Raw genomic sequence first — 17,466 nt, 5'->3', positions numbered from 1 at the left:
TCGATGAAGCTCCTCGCGTTATTTGCGGGACAGGACTGCGCTGTACCAGCGCTGATAGTGCGCTGCGCACGAACAGCGCAGGGAACGCGCTGTACTGCGCTTACTTGGTTTCAATCATGCCGTCAGCACCGCGGTTCGGTGCGCCAGCTTCCAGAATGTCAGCGGAGACGGTGATGTCCAGGTCGTAGGTGTTGGTGTTGCCCTGCGGGTCAGTGAACTCGAAGGTGGCCTCGCGGTTCTGGCCAGCAGCGCTGCTCTTGTCGCCAACCAGGGTGGCCGGGTCCAGCTCATTGGTGTAGTACGCGATGCAGCCGGTGTTGTCCTTAGCGGTCTTAGCCAGCGGATCGATGACGGACTTCGGGCCGGCAACAATCTGGCACTCGCGCGGCAAGGAGTTCTCGCCCTTGGCAGCCTTAGCGAAGGAAGGAGTCTCAGCGACCTTCTTCAGCTCAACCTCGCCGATACCTTCAACGGTGACGGACTTCAGCGTGTAGACCGACTCGGTAGCGCGCTGCTGGTTGCTGGCGGAGAACTTCAGACCAGCGGTACCAGCCTCCGGGTCAACCAGGATGTGAGCGTCGCGGATGTTGACGAAGCCAAGAGCCGAGTTGGTGTTCTCAGCACCCTTGCCGGCAGCATCTTCGCCGCCGTTCATCGCACCGTCGACAGCCGGGTGCTGATTTGCGGTCTGCGAAATCTGACCGGCGCCACAGGCAGCAAGTGCAACTGCAGATGCTGCGGAGACGGTGATGAGAGCGCTGCGGCGAAGTACGGACTTGAAGGCCATGACTAGATTTCCTCCAGTAGCTTGAGGATGGGCGATAGGATTTTCAGTATTTAAAGAACACCTTAGTGTCTTCCTAAGATGTTCTCATACTACCCGTAAAATCATGGGGGGACATGATAGGGTGGAAGGCCGTTGGAAAGGGCGTGTGCATTACATGGAATTCAGCATTGGCGATACCGTAGTTTATCCGCACCACGGAGCTGCGAAAATCGAAAACATCATTGAACGAGAGCTTAACGGTGAGACCGTTCAGTACCTTGTACTGCAGATTCTGCAGAGTGATCTGAATATCCAGGTGCCCGCCAAGAATGCCGAGCTGGTCGGTGTCCGCGATGTTGTTGGTGAAGAGGGACTGCTGAAGGTCTTCTCCGTGCTACGTGAGACCGACGTGGAAGAGGCCGGCAACTGGTCTCGTCGCTACAAGGCCAACCAGGAGCGCCTGGGTTCGGGCGACATTAACAAGGTCGCTGAGGTGGTTCGTGACCTGTGGCGCCGCGATCAGGACCGCGGTCTGTCCGCCGGCGAAAAGCGTATGTTGAGCAAGGCTCGCCAGGTTCTCGTCGGTGAGCTCGCGCTTGCCGACGGCGTTGATGAGGCCAAGGTCGAGGAAGTTTTTGCCCGCGTCGATGCCACTATCGAGCGTCACCGCGCGCTGGCACAGGAAGGTGCCGCTGGTGAGAAGAAGGATGAAGCCGACGATAAGCCGGTGGACCTGGACGCAGACGCATAAGTCGAGCCCCCTTATCGGTTTTCCACCCAGTAGGGATTTTCTGCACTTTTCCGGATAACGGCTAGCGCACACACATTGCCCGTGTGCGCTAGCCGTTTTCTCTTTTTCACCCGTATCTATTTCCCCGCTATGCTCGGGGCTGTGACATTTCAAATCTTCGATACCGCAACCCGCCAACTGAAGGATTTTGAGCCTCTCCGCGAGGGGCATGCCTCCATTTACCTGTGCGGTGCGACTCCGCAGGCTCAGCCGCACATTGGCCATGTTCGCTCTGGCGTGGCCTTTGATATCTTGCGCCGTTGGCTGATCGCCAAGGGGTATGACGTCGCGTTTGTGCGTAACGTCACCGATATCGATGACAAGATCTTGAATAAGGCCGCCGAGCACGGCCGCCCTTGGTGGGAGTGGGTCTCCCGCTTTGAGCGCGAATTTACCTGGGCCTACAACCAGCTCGGTGTTCTTCCGCCGAGCGTTGAGCCGCGTGCCACCGGACATGTCACTCAGATGGTGGAGTACATGCAGCGTCTGATGGATAACGGCTTCGCCTACGCCGTCGACGGCAGCGTCTATTTCGACGTGGATGCCTGGTCCAAGGCTGAAGGCAGCGACTACGGCAGCCTGTCCGGCAACCGCGTCGACGAGATGGAGCAGGGCGAGACCAATACTCCGGGCAAGCGCGGTGCGCACGATTTCGCACTGTGGAAGGCGGCTAAGCCGGGCGAGCCCTCGTGGCCGACGCCGTGGGGCAATGGCCGGCCGGGCTGGCACCTGGAGTGCTCCGCCATGGCCACCTACTACTTGGGCTCGGAGTTTGACATCCACTGTGGCGGCCTCGACCTGCAGTTCCCGCATCATGAAAACGAGATTGCGCAGTCGCACGCAGCCGGCGACGGCTTTGCTCGCTACTGGATGCACAATCACTGGGTCACCATGTCCGGTGAAAAGATGTCGAAGTCGCTCGGCAACGTTTTGTCTGTGCCGCACATTTTGACCATGGTTCGTCCGGTTGAGCTGCGTTACTACCTCGGCAGTGCGCACTACCGCTCCGTGCTGGAGTACTCCGAGGAGGCTCTGCAGGAAGCGGCAGCGGGCTACCGTCGTATCGAGGCGTTTATGCACCGTGCCGTCGATAAGCTCGGCGATATCGAAATCGGTGAGTGGACGCCGGCGTTCGAAGCAGCGCTCGACGACGACCTCGCTGTCCCGCGCGCGCTCGCAGAAATCCACAACGCTGTTCGTGGAGGCAATCAGGCGCTTGCCGACGGCGACGAGACCAAGGCCAAGGAGATTGCCGGTGCTGTCCGCGCTATGGCCGCAGTCCTTGGATTCGATCCGCTGAATGAGCAGTGGGCAACCTCCGATTCCGGTTCTGATGCAGCAATGCATGCGCTCGGTGTGCTGGTTGAGCACCAGTTGGAGGAACGCACCCGGGCTCGTGCAGAGAAGGACTGGGCTACGGCTGATGCTGTGCGCGACCGCCTGAAGGAAGCGGGTATCGAGGTAACTGATACCGCGGATGGTCCAGCATGGTCTGTCGCTGACTAGGGCTGAAAAGCTGGCTTTAGGCTAAAGAAAACTATTAACAACAGGAAGCAGGTAGCTATGGCAGGCAACGGTCGTCGTGGTGCAGTGCGCAAGGCAAGCAAGAAGAACGTTGGCGGCTCCGGTGGCCAAAAGCGTGGCTTGCGTGGCAAGGGGCCGACCCCGAAAGCAGAGGACCGCGTTTATCACGCAGCTCATAAGCGGGCGAAAGAGAAGCGCCGCCGTGACTCGGGGCGTCATGAGCGCAAGGGGGATGGCACCGAGCTGGTAGTTGGCCGTAACCCGGTCGTGGAGTGCCTGCATGCAAAGGTGCCAGCGGCCGCGCTGATTGTGGCGCTGGGTACCGACAATGACGAGCGCCTGCAGGAGTCAGTGCGTATTGCTAACTCCCGTGGTATCCCGATTCGCGAGGTACCCCGCCACGAGTTGGACACCATGACCGGCAACACCATGCACCAGGGTATCGGCCTGCAGATTCCGCCGTACAAGTACGCATCTGTCGAAGATCTGATTGATTCTGTGGCCCAGACCGGTGAGCCGGGCCTTATCGTCTGCCTGGATAACATCACTGATCCGCGTAACCTGGGTGCGGTCATTCGCTCGGTGGCGGCCTTTGGTGGTCACGGTGTGGTGATTCCGGAGCGTCGCTCGGCTGCCATTACGGGCGTCGCCTGGCGTACCTCTGCTGGTACTGCTGCGCGTCTGCCGGTTGCGCGGGCGACCAACATGGTGCGCTCGCTCAAGCAGTTCCAGAAGGCTGGTTACCAGGTCGTTGGACTGGATGCCGGTGGCGATCACACTCTGGACACTTACGACGGCACCACCCCGGTGGTTATGGTCGTCGGCTCCGAGGGCAAGGGACTTTCGCGCCTGGTGCGCGATACCTGTGACACCATCATGTCCATTCCGATGACCGGTTGGGTTGAGTCGCTCAACGCTTCCGTTGCTGCCGGCGTGACTCTGAGTGAGTTTGCCCGCCAGCGCCGGGCAAAGAGTAGCCAGTAGCGCATTTGATACCCCCGTAGGCACCATTACCAATTCGTCATAGTAATGGCGTTTACGTGGGGTATTTTGCGTTCTAAATGGCGGCCGGTACTTATGGCTACCCCCAGTAGTTCAGCGCTTTAAAGATAATTCTATTTCCGGCGTGCGCTGCAGAAATGACGGCGTTATTATCACTTCCAACAGAAAATTATCCGTAGTTTCCTGAAGGGGAGGGCGGGCAAATCATGCTCCTAGAAATGGGGGCGTAATTGGCCGTAATTTAGGGATGCTCACGGACCTAGCGGTGGCTTGTACAGCTAGCTTTTGGGTCACTGAGATGTCAGACCACGACATCCTCAGCGTTAGTTTTTCTGTCTGCCGGGTCACCCCATTTCGGCAGCCTCGCAGTCTTAAAAAGAGCGGGGGTATTGGAGTCTGCTTTTAGAGAATCCAGTAAAAATACGGGCAGCCCCTCGGTGGCGAGAGGGGAGGTGGACGCACCTTCTCCGCAATCGTCACTCGAGGAGCTGCCCGATGTTTTTGTTGTTTTAAAAGCCACTCCGAAAAGCGTATGTGTCTATTTGCTCCACTTGGCAGCCTGAACGTCGTCACGCGTTGCCTTACGCGACTGCACCGTTCCGATGGCGTAGCAAATCAGGTAGAGGACAAACGCGATTGTCGTCACTAGAACGCTGACCGGGATGCCCGGTGCGAGCGAGAGGACGATGCCGCCGACAGCCGCGACCTCGGCGAAGATGGTCGACAGGATGATGGCCTTCACCGGCGAGGCAGTGACGAATGCGGCCGCGGCACCCGGGGTGATAATCAGGGCGATGACGAGCAGGGAGCCGACAATTTGCACGCCCTGGGCGGCGACGAGACCGGTGAGAATCGCGAAGTAGATCGATAGCGCCTTGACGTTGACACCACAGGCGGCGGCCATGATGGGGTCAGCGGAGGCGAATAGCAGCGGCCGCCATTTCCAGGCAACGCCGCCGACGACGATGACCGCGACGATGGCCATCGTCCATAGAGAAGTGTCAGTCAGACCAATGATCTGGCCGGTGAGAAGTGAAAACGCGGTACTTGTCCGGCCAGGGTAGAGGTGGATAAACAGCACCGATAAGCCCATGCCGAAGCTCAAAACCACGCCCACAACCGCATCTTGGCGCCCTCGAAGCGACAGTGCTGCCAGGACTATTGCGATGAGCACCGAGCCGATAATGGCGCCGCTGCTGACACTGACACCCAGTAATAGAGCCGCGGATGCGCCCATGAGTGCCAGCTCACTGGTGCCGTGGACCGTGAAGCTCATCTGCCGCATGACAATCAGGGGCGAGATGATGCCGGAAATCAGCCCAAGCAGTGCCGCTGCAATGAGGGCATTGTGGACGAAGCCGACCTGGAGTAGAGCGGCGGTGTCGGAGAAATACTGAGCCAGTAGGGTCATTAGGCGATAACCAACTTTCCCTCGACACGGGCAACCACAATTTTGGTTTGGTAGAGCTCCGAGAGCGTCTCTGAGGTGATAATTTCCTCGACCGATCCGACCGCATGTCCATGCGGCGTCAGGTAGAGCACCCGGTCACAGACGCCCAGGATGGGGTTGATGTCGTGGGTGACAAAGACGACTGCCGTGTCATTTTCCCGGCGATGCCGGTCCAGGCGCTCGACCGTGGTCCGTTGTGCCGCAGGGTCGAGGGAGAGCAGAGGCTCGTCGCAAAGCAAAAAATCCGGTGCCGAAACGAGCGCCTGCGCCTGGCGCACAAGCTGTTGCTGACCGCCAGAGAGCGTGCCGACACGACGGTCCGCAATACCCGTTGCGCCGACAAAGTCCAGCATCTGGTCGGTGGCGGAGCGGTTCTTGCCGGCCGCCAGCTCGACGAGGTCGCGAACCCGAATGGGCAGCGAGGGCTCGAACATCCGCTGCTGCGGAATGTAGCCCAGGTTTCCGTCGACTTTTACTGAACCGTGAGTCAGCCGTCGCATGCCAAGGGCGGTGGTCAGCAGCGTGGATTTGCCGACGCCGTTCGGACCCAGGATGGCCAAGAACTCGCCGGGCTCGATATCCAAATTCAGACCGGACCACAGCGGTTCGACGGCTGCGTCAGTAAAAGTCAGTGAGGGCAAAGTTATGCGGACTCCATATCGGAAAGGGTTTGCTTGTAGAGGTCAAAGAACGACTGGTCAGTGCTGGGTGACTCAAAAACATCGACGATTTTAACGCCCTTTGCTTTGGCTGCCTCGACGAGTCGCTGCGAGACCTGGTCGTGGGTCTGTGGCGAGTCGATGAGGTAGTCCAGCTCGCCGGACTCGATCAGCTTGAGCATTTCATTGACATCGCTTGCCGACGGCTCGGACTCATTCAGCGTGGACTGACGGTAGCCCTTCGGGGTGATGTCCTTGATCTTCGTGTCCTTCAGGATGTCATCGGCCAGCGGGTGAACCTGAGCAACCTTAGCGGCCTCGAGCTTGCTCTTGGCCTCTTCGATGTCCTTGATTTCCTTGTCGACAGCCTTGGTGTCGGCCTTGGCGCCCATCTTGGTCAGAGCTTCGGCGAGCTGCTCTGCAGTTTCTTCAACCGCATCGGTGTCGTACCAGACGTGTTCGTTGGCTTCGCCGTCATGGTGGTGGTGCTCGTGGCCTTCGTGGTCGTCGTGACCTTCGCCATCATGCTCGTGGCCTTCATGGTCGTGCTCGTGGCCCTCGTGATCATGGTCGTGACCTTCGTGGTCGTGGTCGTGGTCGTGGCCCTCGTGATCATGGTCATGTTCGTGGTCATGGCCTTCTTCCTGCGGCAGCGCAGAGATAATGACCTTGTCCTTTGCGTCACGCAGAGAGGAGGTCAGCCATGCGTCGTAATGCCCGCCACCTGCGACGAGAATATCGGCGTCCCCTACCTTTGCCATGTCGGCTGCGGCCGGTTCGTAGGAGTGAGGGTCGATGTCGTTGGACGCGATAATCGGGTCGATGGAGACCTTCTCGTCGTCGGTGACTGCGTCGGCGACGTCTGCCCAGACCTTGGTGGAGGTGACCACCTTAATGGTGTCTTCGGACTTGCCCGCGGACGTAGCGCTGTCATCATTGCTGGAGCATGCGCCGAGACCTGCGACGAGGCCGGCGCTGGCGACTAGCGCCGCGATGCGCGTGGAAAAGCGTGCCTTCATATATGTATCCAATCCTGTTGCGGGCTGAATTATTCCTTTTATTCAGCTCCTGAGCATTAACCGCTATTGAAAACAGTTGTCTTTTAGTTCAAATAACATAGTAGGGGCTGCGGAGACCCAGTCACAAGGCGGGCCTCTGCCGGAGTGGCCGAAATGACAGTCGCGCACATTCGTTGGGTAAAGTTGTCCGCGATTAGATGCGTGTGATGCTCGTTGTAGTTCTTTTCCATAAAATCGAGGTTTTCTACCTGAGGTAGCTGGACGAAGATATCTGAGCGGGCAGTCGCTGTTGGTTTTTCAAGAAGGGTCGGTATTCCGTGCAAAGTCGGCGTCGTCGTGGCACCTTGGCTTCCATCGCTGCAGAACTTGGGGTCTCGCGCACGACTGTGTCTAATGCTTACAACCGTCCTGACCAGCTCTCGGAGAAGTTGCGGGAGCACATCTTGGAAACTGCGGAGCGGCTTGGCTATCCCGGGCCGGACCCAATGGCTCGCGGTCTGCGCATGCGCCGGGTTGGCGCCATCGGCGTGCTGTTCACCGAGCACCTCCCGTTCGCTTTTGAAGACCCTGCGTCGGTGGATTTTCTCGCCGGCCTCGCAGAGGAGCTCGGCGAAATGGGCGACTCCATGTTGGTCATTCCAGCTTCCTCCGAGGAGGGCGGGGACGTAGATCTCAATCTGATTCGGCAAGCGGTGGTCGACGGTTTCGTGGTCTACTCCGTCGCGGACAACGACCCGTTCCTCGCTGCCGTGCGCGCCCGTGGCTTGCCGACGGTCGTGTGCGACCAGCCTGCAGATGCGGTGGCTCTACCGTTTGTGGGCATCGATGACCGTGAGGCCATCAAGCCCGCGGTGCGACACCTGACTGAACTGGGACATCGCAAGGTGGGAATCTTGTCAGTGCGATTGTCGCGTACCCCGAACTCGGGATATGTCACGGAGAAGCGGCTGGCAGAAGCTCATCACCAGGTGCAGAAGAACCGCGTCGAAGGTGCGCTGGAAGCGCTTGCCGAGGCTGGTATTCAGCAGGTGGATGTGCCTATCATCGAGCGCCACCTCAATGACCGCGAGAATAACCGCGATGCGGCTCGCCAGCTGCTGACCGACAACCCGGATCTCACGGCGGTGGTCTGTACCACGGATACTCAGGCAATTGCGGTCTTGGAATATGCCAAGGAGAACGGAATTCGTGTTCCGGAGGACCTGTCCATCACAGGCTTTGACGGAATCGAGCGCGCCCTCTTCCACAAGCTGACCACTGTAATTCAGCCGAATAGGCAGAAGGGCATTGCCGTCGGCCGCGCGCTGGCCGAGGAGCTTGAGGCCGCACGCGAGGACAGCGGTCGCGCTCCTCGCGTCTTGTTGGAGACTGAGTTTGTCGTTGGATCGACAACCGCAGCGCCGTCGGCACCGTCAGCCGGGTAGCGGGCCGACGAGGGTAACAACATCGTGGCGCTATCGGGGGCTCTTGGGGTGGTAAACCCCACCTCGTCTTTACTGTGTTCGGATTCAGATTAAGGTCTATTACATGACAGATTCAACAAATTCGAGCACCGACCAATCAGCTGCGGCTCTCAATAGTCCGGAAGCTACCCGCGACGACCATGTCGAACTTGGCGGCCCCGTCGAATTGGATGAAATGTCTATCCGTGGCGCGATGAGTGAGTTCACCACAGGCGTGACCATTATCGCCACCGAGGATGAAGGCGAAGCGTACGGTTTCGCCTGCCAGTCTTTTTCCTCGCTGAGTCTCACTCCACCGATGGTTCTGTTTACTGTCATGAAGACCTCGCGGTCTTGGCCGCATATACGGAACGCTGGACGCTTCTCCGTCAATGTGTTGGCCGAGGATCAGGAGGATATCTCGGCAGCCTTCGGCCGCAGTAATGGCGAAAAGTTCAAGACGGGGAAGTGGACCCGCTCTGAGCTGGGCAACCCTTTATTGCACGGCTGCTCCGTGTGGATTGATTGCACCGTCGTCGATGTTTACGAAGGCGGCGATCACTGGATTGTGACGGCGGATATTGTGGCTATCGGCAAGCGTGAAGAAATCAATCCGCTCATTTACCACCGCGGTTCTTACGCACGGGTTTCTCACCCCGGCGCCGATGCGCCTGTCGATCAGAAGTGGCGTCAGCGCCCCTCGGTGTAACCCGAGGTTGTCGCAGTCCAGCCACGGCGATCCTCGCCTGGCTTGGGGTCTTTCATCTCTCGCATGCGCAGACCGTTGTTGTCCTGCTTGTAGGTGAATTCGCCCGCAGCAATCTTGTGGAAGCGCTCCGAATAGGTCTGCGCCTGGTCTGAGCAGTCCAAACTGCGAGTCTGCTCCGGGGCGCCGAATTCGACCGCCTCGCCCTTCCACTGCAGCGAACCAGAGCCGTTGCCACAGGAATCAGCGAAAGTATATGTTGTCTGCCCCAGCGTAATAGTCGGTGCCTGCGTTCCGTCCGGCACACCGTGGGGCAGGTTTGGGTCATCAAAAATCGCGGTTATCTGCCACTGCTTGCCGACGATCTCCGCTGCCGGCTTTGCCTGGCATGCGGTAGCCGTCATGGACACCGCCGCAACGACAGCTACTGTGGCAACCGCCTTTTTCCCGCTCCGCCCCATGCTGCGTGACCCCGTTAGTTAGCTGCCTTCTTGGTGCTCTTCTTAGCAGCCTTCTTCGTCGTCTTCTTGGCGGCCTTCTTTGTAGCCTTCTTCGCCGTCTTACGAGTGGTCTTCTTTGCTGCCTTCTTGGCCGACTTCTTTGCAGTCTTCTTAGTGGACTTGCGTGTGCGCTTTGCGGTCTTCGGAGCGTTTTCCTTCTCGTACTCCTCGTGAACCTTCTTGAAGCTCAGGCCTTCCTTCTCCACTCCGAGCATGCACATCAGAGTGACGGCATCGTAGAAGTCCTCGGCGAAGGTAGCCACAATTCGCCGTGCGCCAGCAGCGGTCTTTTCTTCGACCTTGTGAAGAGCCTCGTTCTGAGCAGTGCGAGTGTCTGTGACCTTCGGTGGCACGAATCCTCCTGGCAAGCATGGCCTTAATTGCGCCCAATACACCTACTTCTGCCAGCCATCTAGCCATATGCTCCCGTCACTGAGCTCAACCGAGTTCAGCGGAGAAGGAATGGGATTGTGATGACGCAGTTTCGGCTTTAAGCGCTACTTACAATTCAAAAACCTAATTCTACCACGTTGTTGATAGGTCGCGCGGTGTGGATAATGCTCCCATGGATACGGCTAGTCCACGCAGCGGCTGTCCCGCGGATTGAGCAGTGGCTGCCCCGCGGAATGGCTAGTCCACACGCGGGTTCATACCGCCCTTGAAGCGGTAGTTGCGTGGACGGCGAGGCTTGTTCCGCGGATTCACAGGACGGATGCGACGCATACCGGCCCGGATTGGACGGGTCAGGCCACTGTCTTCGCGCAGTGCGCGAGGGCGACGGAGCCTGCGCGCCATCCATTCACCGAGGACAATACCCGCAGCTAGTGCCGTCGCAATGCCTAGCGCTGAGGCTAGCGCCGTAAACCCCTTGGTCGGGTGGTCGTGCAGCAGTGCGTGCATACCGCGGTAGATCGTCATACCCGGAAGCAGCGGGGTTACGCCTGCCACTGCCGTAATCAGCGGCGGGATGGACCAACGTCGTGCCAGCAGGCCACCGATGAGACCAATCAGCGTTGCTGCCGCGCCTGCGCTGGTCACCGGATGAACTCCCAGTGGAGTCAACACGTAGTAGTAGGTCATCGACCCCAGCAGAGCGACCGTTCCGGACACTGACAACGCGGTGAACCCAGCATTCGAGGCCAACGCAAATGCGATTGAGGCGGTAGTTCCCGCTATCACCCTCACTGTCGCCTGTGCCAGGTTGAGGTCAGAACCCGCGATGACGTCGGGAAGCGGAATGCCCAGCATTCCGGAAAACTCGATGCCCATTGCGATGCCAGCGACGATTCCGCCGGTCAACAACATGGTGTCGAAGAAGCGCGCGGAGCCAGTCACAGGTGCGCCGGTGATGCCGTCTTGCAGTGCTTGCACGAGGGTTAGGCCGGCGAGCATCACGATAATTCCCGAGGCGATCAGCCTGGATGGCTGCATCTCAAAGGGGAGATACGCCTGCGCCGCATTGAGCACAGCAGCGGAGAGCGTGGCAATGAGACCGCCGACTGCATTCTGAAAGAATGTGGGCAACTCGCGGGCAGCGAGTTCACCAATCACGATGACTATGGCCAGTGTGACCGCAGCCGCGATAAGGGCGACCTCGAAACTCGAGCCGAGCAGCACTGTCACAGATGAAGCCAGCAATGCCCAGCCAGTGTAGATGACGCGGAGGCGGTATTTTGCGGGCTCACGCTCGACCTTGTCGATAGCCTCAATAGCCTCCTCCAAGCTCAGGTGGCCCGCGCGAATTCGGCGGATGACACGGTCGGTGTGACGCAAGCGCTCGAAGTCGGGCACTGGTGCGGTGACAACGCGCATCGCGGTAATAGGGGTACGGCGCGCGCCGATGAGGTGGTAGACCGTCACGGAGGTCAACGTGATATCGACTTGGATTTGGGTGAGGCCATAGGCTGAGGTCACGGCCTTAATTTGTAGCTCGGTATCGCGGTTGCCCGAGCCACATGCCAGCAATAGCCCGCCGATGCGAGCAGCGAGATCGAGTACGGCCGTGACCTGACTCGGGTCGGAATAATCGATCGGTGCCAGCGGCAGCGGGGTAGTAGTCGAGTGCACTAGGTCGACAGTTGCCGTTGGGCCGGAAACGAAATCAATCACGCGCTGCTTGAAGGTGGACTGACCTTCGATTGCAGGAAACTGGGTCTGCGGAGTGTCGTCGTAAGAGACAGTGGCTTCAGCGTCGTAGAGATCATTCTTCGCAGCGGAGTTTTCTCCGGCGTTGGAATTGCTGTCACCAGCGAATGACATGTCGACACTTCCTTTCCCCGATACTGCCTGGGGTGCATTGCAGTGATGCTGCAAAGACGCGATGCGGAGACGTTGCAGAAACATAGCCCCAGTGATTTAGCGATAGTCACACTACCCCGTCAGTGACCGAGAATCTTAATTCGTTTTTGAGGCGGTGAATTTGCCTATCTGAGCGGGGCTTTTAGCGTGTGGAAAAGTGTTCAAGAAGTGCGGTTGCAGTTTTCCTGTGGTGTCGTTTTTAACTTCTGCTTGCCAACCTGTACAATCGCCTGTCAGCGGCACAGCTGAGTTCGATTCTCAGGTTGACTCTGATTCTTTCGAGCCAGCGACGGCTAACGCCAAAAGGTCGCTTTAAAGTTGCCGGGATGGCGCAATTGGTAGCGCAACTGATTTGTAATCAGTAGGTTACGGGTTCGAGTCCCGTTTCCGGCTCCAAAACCCCAGGTCAGGAAGTTTTCCGGCCTGGGGTTCTTTGGTTTAAAGGGTGCTCGCGTCCTTTTTGGGTCCTTTTTCGTCGCTCCAATGCAAAAACCCCCGCGCCAAGAGGGGTTAAGTAAAGAAAAGTGTGTCTTTTCCGGGCGTGTTGCGGTTATTTGATCCAGCCTTTTTGGATGCCGAGGTTGTGTTGGTAGCTGGTGTCGATGGCGGTGTCGTATTCTGCTGGTGCACCGATGTCATTGGTAGTGGCTGTGGTGTTGTGGGTGATCAGGTCTGTTGCTGTGGAAAGTGCGTCTTGACCCCATCGTTGGTCCCTGGCGATCTTGACCGGATCGTCAGGGACTTCTGTATGTAGATACAGCCACCAATCCATCACTGTGCGTTGATGCGGTAGTGATAGTCCGCGGTGTCTGCGGGCTAGTTCTTTTATGGGGGCGTTGATGCCACCTTCGAGGCTGTTTGTTGTTGCTGCAAGGTTGTCGGGGTCGATGGTTGTTGGTGGGGGTTGCAGGTAGGTAAACAGCAGGTCTCTGCGGTGCAGAGATAGCAATGATTGATAGGCCGCTCGGACGCGTTGGTGGGTGTAGACCTTGGTGTAGGCGCCGGTAACGGGGTCTTTGATGGTGGTTTTCTCGTTCATCCATTCCCGGTAGGTGTGGTCGAATTCGTGCAGGTGGGCGACCCATGTGGATGCTTGGTCAAGGTCGGTGATGCGAGTGAGTTTCAGGGCTAGGCGGTAGAGGGTTTTGCCGGCATCGGTGCGGGGGTTGCTGGTGGTGTGGCGGCGGACTGTTTGTTGGGCGTGGACGAGGCAGCGTTGGATGCGTGTTGTTGGCCAGCAGTGGTGGATGGCTGATTGGGCACCTTGTCCGCCGTCTGTGACTGCGATTAGTGGTGCGGCAATGGGGCGTAGGAGTTCGGTGTAGGCGGCGGTGGTTTCGTGTCTGGCCCAGGTCCAGTTGATGACGTGGGTTTTACTGGCTGCGATCAGGAGGCATCCGGACTTTAGATAGGTCGCGTCGAGGAAGATTTGGTCATGGATGCGGAATGAGTCGATGGTGGGTGTGGGGATGATCCACCAGCACCATCGGAATCGGTGGTGCATGGTTTGCCTGGTTACGCCATGGTGTGCGGCGAAGGTGGTTAGAGATTGGGTGCCGGTGGCCCATTGGATGAACAAAGCCATGGTGGCGGTGTTTTTGTTGTGGGTTTGGGTGTTGCGGGTAAAGGAGTGTCCGCAGTGGGTGCAGCGCCAACGGGTGGTTGATTTGCTGGTGGTGCCGTTTTTCTTTGTGTTGTTGCCGCATAGTGGGCAGCTGGGGCGGTTGGTGGTCATCCTTTAATCCAACCGGTGTGCGGTTAGCACAAATGTGGCCGGAGGTGCGGGATGGTGTGGGTAATAGCTTTCGGGGAGCTATTCTTTGGTGATTTGTGGTGTGTGGTCTGGGGTTATGGTGGCATGCGGACACACTTTTCTTTACTTAACCCTCTAGCACGGCACGTCCACCGCAGCGATGCGGTGGGGTTGGATCGTGAGGCTCTCCCCGGTGGATTCGAGCACCGCGGAGATGGTGGAGGGGGTCATCATCACGATGGAGATCCAGTCATGGCTGGTGGCACCCGCATAGTCCACGTAGTGCAGGCGCACCTGTGTGCCCGCGGTATAGGCGCGGCGCAGCTCGGACATGATCTCCCGCGGCGAGCGGAAGGTCCGGGTGTCCGAGGCCTTCGTGCCGTCCGCCGGGTCCACGGCGATGGCCTGGTCGTGGGCGCGGCGAAAACCCTCCACGGCGCCGTCGATCTCCGAGGCGATCTCGGTGGAGTCCCCAGTGATGTCCATGATGTTGCGCTGGGGAGTATCCACGCGAGACGGGACACGAGCCGAGTGGGGTTCGGTGGCGGAGCCCTGCTGGAATGCCCTGGTGGCGTCGTCAATCAAATACCGCAGGGACTGGGGAACGGACGAGAGACCGCCGGGGGACATGCGATCCAGGAAGGCCTCGATGTCCTTCCATGGGGCGTCATAGCGCTTCGGCCCGATCAGGCTGAATACGTCGCCTTCGCGGCCGTCCTCGCGCACCAGGGTGGCGGTGAGCCCCAGACGGCGGCGAGACTGCAGGTCGGAGGTCATGCGGAACACCGGGGCAGGCAGCAGGTGAACCTCGTCGTAAATGATTAAGCCCCAGTCGCGGGAGTCGAACAGCTCCAGCGCCCGGTATTCGCCCTTCGACTTGCGCGTGACCACTTGGTAGGTGGCGATGGTCACGGGGCGGATCTCCTTCTTCTCTCCGGAGTATTCGCCGATTTCATCCTCCGTCAGGGAGGTGCGGCGCACTAGCTCGTCCTTCCACTGCCTGCCCGCGACGGTGTTCGTCACCAGGATCAGGGTGGTGGCCTTTGCCTTGGCCATCGAGGCCGCGCCGACCATCGTCTTGCCCGCACCACATGGCAGCACTACCACGCCCGAGCCGCCTTCCCAGAAGCTATCGGCCGCCATCTCCTGGTAGTCGCGCAGCTGCCATTCTTCGTGTTCCTGCGACAGCTCGATGGGGTGTGCCTCGCCGTCGACGTATCCCGCCAGGTCCTCTGCGGGCCAGCCGACCTTCAGCAGTTCCTGCTTGAGCCTGCCGCGCTCGGAAGGGTGCACAACGATCGAGTCCTCGTCGATCTCTGCGCCCAACATGGGCTTGATCTTTTTGTGACGCCGGATCTCCGTCAGCACAGCCCTGTCCGTCGTCTCTAGCACGAGCCCGTGCGCTGGGTGCTTGATGAGCTTCAGCCGCCCGTAGCGATCCATCGTGTCGGCAATGTCGATGAGCAGCGGCTGCGGGGCGGGGAACCGCGAGTAGGTTTCCAGCACGTCCATGATCTGCTCCGCGTCGTGCCCTGCCGCGCGGGCGTTCCACAGCGCCAGCGGGGTGATGCGGTAGGTGTGCACGTGCTCCGGCGCGCGCTCCAGCTCCGCGAACGGTGCCAGCGCGGTGCGCGCCTCCTGCGCCTGTTCGTGGTCGATTTCCAGCAGCACGGTCTTATCCGACTGCACAATGAGCGGTCCGTTTCCAATGCCCACGCTGTGTGTCACTTCCTTTTTGTTTATCGACGCCACCGCGACGGTGTTGCTCAAGCCAAAGACATCATTTTACGCTGCAGTGGTGCGAACTCGTGCTCCACTATGCTGAGACCCATGATTGCTCAGACGGGAAATCTGCGCCAATGGCAGTATTTCGTGGCTTTAGCGGAGACCGGTAGTTTTACAGCGGCGGCAGCGCGACTGGGAGTGAGTCAGCCGCCTGTCTCCAATGCCATTAAGCGCTTAGAAGCTGGTGTAGGTACACCGCTATTTATCCGAGGGGCGGGGGAAGTGAAACTAACCGAGGCAGGGTTGACCTTGCTTCCATATGCCCGGGTGATTAATCGCGATCTTCAGACTATGCATTCGATGATTGACGGTATCCGAAGTGGTGCGCAAAGCGGGTTTCGTTTGGCCATCAGTAGTGCGCTTCCAAGCGAGATAGGATCGCGTATTGCAGCAAAGGCACAGCAGCATGATGGAGTAGTTTTGTCGTCACTGCCTTCTGTTGAGATTCTTGCCCGTGTTGAAGAAGGCGCTATTCATGCGGGGCTTGTTCAAGCTCCGGTTCCCTTGGGTACTCACCGCAGTGCGAGGCAGTTTTCTCTGTCACGTGATCTAGTGGTGCCGCCGGGGTATTCAAGGTTGGATAAGACCTTGTCTCAATTGAATCTGCTGGTGGAGAACCTGAATGACAATTCAAGTGCAGCCAGTGGTTTGGCGAGAGAGCTATTTCGGTCGGGTGTGTCTTGCGAAATTAATGATTCAGAGGATGCTCTAGGTAGGGGCTTATTGATTGGAAGAGGGGAGGGGATGTCTTTGGTATTTCGCGGTTTTCACCAGTTTGACAATGCTATTGAGCTTCCTTCCCGTTTCGATTTTTCCGTGGATGTAGTGGTTCGCCGAGGTGGGATGGACAATGGCGCCGAGGCCATGGCGGTCGCCGAAAGAATTTGTCGAAGGATTAACCAATGACTGCACGGATGGAGATGGCCCTGGAAAACGTGTTGATGCGGTCGGGGTGTGAGGGATGGTGGTGTGCATCGCGACTGCACGATGGGGTGACTATCGGACGCAAACAAGACGAGAAAATTACGGTGGCATCCTTATATAAAATCCGGCTCCTCCACCTCACTTTGGAAGCGATTCAACGAGGTGATCTGGATCCTCGTCTTCGTGTTGACGTTGCACCGTCCAAAGGAACTTACGAAGGGTATGGGTTCGCTGCCTTTGATGACGCAGTGAACGTGAGTCTCCGAGACTTAATGAAACAAGTCGCATCGGTGTCAGATAACGTGGCCGCCCACGAGATTTTGCGTCTACTGCCTGCGTGGGCTCGAGAAGCATTTCTTAAACGGTTTCCACCTCATTATGACTTGCAAGATCGGAATAGCTTAGTGACGGCGGAGAAACAATTGCGTCAATATGTTCAATCCCAAGGGGGGAGTAGTACAGATATAGCGTTTTCTGCAGTCTCTTCGTTGGCGGAAATAACTAATGACTTGGAACAGGTTTGGAAAGACGATAGTGCAGCGGTACGTCGATCTATGTGTGAACTCTTGGGGTTGCAGGTGTGGCGTCACCGTGTTCCTTCAGGCTTTCCTCCAAGCGGCGTTGATATCTATGGAAAAACGGGCACTGTAGGACTTCTCCATGGTGAAGCTTCGATTATCCAGGTTGAGGGCGAGGAGCCCATTGTGGTGTCCATCATGCTGAAACAGGTGGTGCCAGAACAAGCAATGAGTACTCACGATGGTGCTGTTGGCGAAGTGGCTAGACTGCTCGTGGACGCTCTTCGTTAGAATTTCTGCCACTTGAATACACACTTCTACCATCGCCTA

General features: G+C 58.3%; 16 protein-coding genes and 1 tRNA gene. 8 read left to right on the top strand and 9 right to left on the bottom strand.

The genetic code is table 11. The features are described from left to right. Window positions 1–100: 100 nt before the first annotated feature. Window positions 101–787, bottom strand: a complete 687-nt coding sequence (locus tag EGX79_09825; protein ID AYX82445.1) for a hypothetical protein — start codon at window positions 785–787, stop codon at window positions 101–103. 154 nt (window positions 788–941) lie between these two features. Here EGX79_09825 and EGX79_09820 point away from each other — a divergent pair, with 154 nt between their 5' ends. The 3 genes from EGX79_09820 to rlmB all read left to right on the top strand — a co-directional run bounded on the left by EGX79_09820 (window position 942) and on the right by rlmB (window position 4,064). Continuing rightward, the gene (locus EGX79_09820; protein ID AYX82444.1) at window positions 942–1,517 is read left to right on the top strand and encodes a CarD family transcriptional regulator; all 576 of its coding nucleotides are present in this window, start codon (window positions 942–944) and stop codon (window positions 1,515–1,517) included. Between the two features lie 141 nt (window positions 1,518–1,658). Then, window positions 1,659–3,062, top strand: coding sequence for a cysteine--tRNA ligase (locus tag EGX79_09815; protein AYX82793.1), 1,404 nt, complete (start codon window positions 1,659–1,661; stop codon window positions 3,060–3,062). Window positions 3,063–3,119: 57 nt separating this feature from the next. Beyond that, complete coding sequence (rlmB, locus tag EGX79_09810; GenBank protein AYX82443.1) at window positions 3,120–4,064, top strand: 23S rRNA (guanosine(2251)-2'-O)-methyltransferase RlmB; 945 nt, start codon at window positions 3,120–3,122, stop codon at window positions 4,062–4,064. Window positions 4,065–4,620: 556 nt separating this feature from the next. Here the strand turns inward: rlmB and EGX79_09805 are convergent. Genes EGX79_09805 through EGX79_09795 form a run of 3 tightly spaced genes read right to left on the bottom strand, consistent with a single transcriptional unit; the run spans window position 4,621 to window position 7,210 of the window. Next, a complete protein-coding gene (locus tag EGX79_09805; protein ID AYX82442.1) occupies window positions 4,621–5,493 on the bottom strand; it encodes a metal ABC transporter permease in 873 nt (290 codons plus the stop codon). Beyond that, window positions 5,493–6,173: a metal ABC transporter ATP-binding protein gene (locus tag EGX79_09800; GenBank protein AYX82441.1), complete on the bottom strand. Its 681-nt coding sequence runs from the start codon at window positions 6,171–6,173 to the stop codon at window positions 5,493–5,495. The genes EGX79_09805 and EGX79_09800 overlap by 1 nt, the downstream gene beginning before the upstream one ends. 2 nt (window positions 6,174–6,175) lie before the next feature. Beyond that, window positions 6,176–7,210 (bottom strand): ABC transporter substrate-binding protein, encoded by a 1,035-nt coding sequence (locus tag EGX79_09795; GenBank protein AYX82440.1) that lies wholly within the window; start codon window positions 7,208–7,210, stop codon window positions 6,176–6,178. Between the two features lie 317 nt (window positions 7,211–7,527). Here EGX79_09795 and EGX79_09790 point away from each other — a divergent pair, with 317 nt between their 5' ends. Continuing rightward, window positions 7,528–8,634, top strand: coding sequence for a LacI family DNA-binding transcriptional regulator (locus EGX79_09790; protein ID AYX82439.1), 1,107 nt, complete (start codon window positions 7,528–7,530; stop codon window positions 8,632–8,634). Window positions 8,635–8,737: 103 nt separating this feature from the next. Next, a complete protein-coding gene (locus EGX79_09785) occupies window positions 8,738–9,361 on the top strand; it encodes a flavin reductase (protein ID AYX82438.1) in 624 nt (207 codons plus the stop codon). On the opposite strand, the gene EGX79_09780 is transcribed toward EGX79_09785, so the two are convergent. From EGX79_09780 to EGX79_09770, 3 genes are all read right to left on the bottom strand, one after another. Beyond that, complete coding sequence (locus EGX79_09780; protein ID AYX82437.1) at window positions 9,343–9,819, bottom strand: META domain-containing protein; 477 nt, start codon at window positions 9,817–9,819, stop codon at window positions 9,343–9,345. The two genes, EGX79_09785 and EGX79_09780, sit on opposite strands and share 19 nt — an antisense overlap. A 14-nt stretch (window positions 9,820–9,833) precedes the next feature. Then, entirely contained in the window at window positions 9,834–10,211 is a 378-nt protein-coding gene (locus tag EGX79_09775; GenBank protein ID AYX82436.1) for a hypothetical protein, read from the bottom strand. Window positions 10,212–10,488: 277 nt separating this feature from the next. Continuing rightward, window positions 10,489–12,117, bottom strand: a complete 1,629-nt coding sequence (locus EGX79_09770) for a threonine/serine exporter family protein (protein ID AYX82435.1) — start codon at window positions 12,115–12,117, stop codon at window positions 10,489–10,491. A gap of 359 nt (window positions 12,118–12,476) precedes the next feature. On the opposite strand from EGX79_09770, the gene EGX79_09765 reads away from it, so the two are divergent. Next, a tRNA-Thr gene (locus tag EGX79_09765) sits at window positions 12,477–12,552 on the top strand. Between the two features lie 154 nt (window positions 12,553–12,706). On the opposite strand, the gene EGX79_09760 is transcribed toward EGX79_09765, so the two are convergent. Then, on the bottom strand, window positions 12,707–13,891 hold the full coding sequence (locus EGX79_09760; protein ID AYX82434.1) for an IS256-like element IS3503 family transposase: 1,185 nt from the start codon (window positions 13,889–13,891) through the stop codon (window positions 12,707–12,709). A gap of 153 nt (window positions 13,892–14,044) precedes the next feature. Further along, complete coding sequence (locus EGX79_09755; GenBank protein ID AYX82433.1) at window positions 14,045–15,625, bottom strand: DEAD/DEAH box helicase; 1,581 nt, start codon at window positions 15,623–15,625, stop codon at window positions 14,045–14,047. A 3-nt stretch (window positions 15,626–15,628) separates the two neighbouring features. Between EGX79_09755 and EGX79_09750 the strand changes: the two genes are divergently transcribed. Next, a complete protein-coding gene (locus EGX79_09750; GenBank protein AYX82432.1) occupies window positions 15,629–16,600 on the top strand; it encodes a LysR family transcriptional regulator in 972 nt (323 codons plus the stop codon). Then, on the top strand, window positions 16,597–17,427 hold the full coding sequence (locus EGX79_09745; GenBank protein AYX82431.1) for a serine hydrolase: 831 nt from the start codon (window positions 16,597–16,599) through the stop codon (window positions 17,425–17,427). The genes EGX79_09750 and EGX79_09745 overlap by 4 nt, the downstream gene beginning before the upstream one ends. The last annotated feature ends 39 nt before the right edge of the window (window positions 17,428–17,466 follow it).

Origin of the sequence: Corynebacterium jeikeium, assembly GCA_003955985.1 — a bacterium.
Classification (GTDB): domain Bacteria; phylum Actinomycetota; class Actinomycetes; order Mycobacteriales; family Mycobacteriaceae; genus Corynebacterium; species Corynebacterium jeikeium_D.
The sequence above is the reverse complement of the archived record's forward strand: the minus strand, read 5'-3'. Positions and strand labels throughout refer to the sequence as shown.

Coding starts and splice junctions, on each gene's coding strand:
- EGX79_09795 (AYX82440.1), bottom strand. CDS start 7,210: ATGAAGGCACGCTTTTCCACGCGCATCGCGGCGCTAGTCGCCAGCGCC.
- rlmB (AYX82443.1), top strand. CDS start 3,120: ATGGCAGGCAACGGTCGTCGTGGTGCAGTGCGCAAGGCAAGCAAGAAG.
- EGX79_09820 (AYX82444.1), top strand. CDS start 942: ATGGAATTCAGCATTGGCGATACCGTAGTTTATCCGCACCACGGAGCT.
- EGX79_09760 (AYX82434.1), bottom strand. CDS start 13,891: ATGACCACCAACCGCCCCAGCTGCCCACTATGCGGCAACAACACAAAG.
- EGX79_09770 (AYX82435.1), bottom strand. CDS start 12,117: ATGTCATTCGCTGGTGACAGCAATTCCAACGCCGGAGAAAACTCCGCT.
- EGX79_09745 (AYX82431.1), top strand. CDS start 16,597: ATGACTGCACGGATGGAGATGGCCCTGGAAAACGTGTTGATGCGGTCG.
- EGX79_09785 (AYX82438.1), top strand. CDS start 8,738: ATGACAGATTCAACAAATTCGAGCACCGACCAATCAGCTGCGGCTCTC.
- EGX79_09780 (AYX82437.1), bottom strand. CDS start 9,819: ATGGGGCGGAGCGGGAAAAAGGCGGTTGCCACAGTAGCTGTCGTTGCG.
- EGX79_09825 (AYX82445.1), bottom strand. CDS start 787: ATGGCCTTCAAGTCCGTACTTCGCCGCAGCGCTCTCATCACCGTCTCC.
- EGX79_09805 (AYX82442.1), bottom strand. CDS start 5,493: ATGACCCTACTGGCTCAGTATTTCTCCGACACCGCCGCTCTACTCCAG.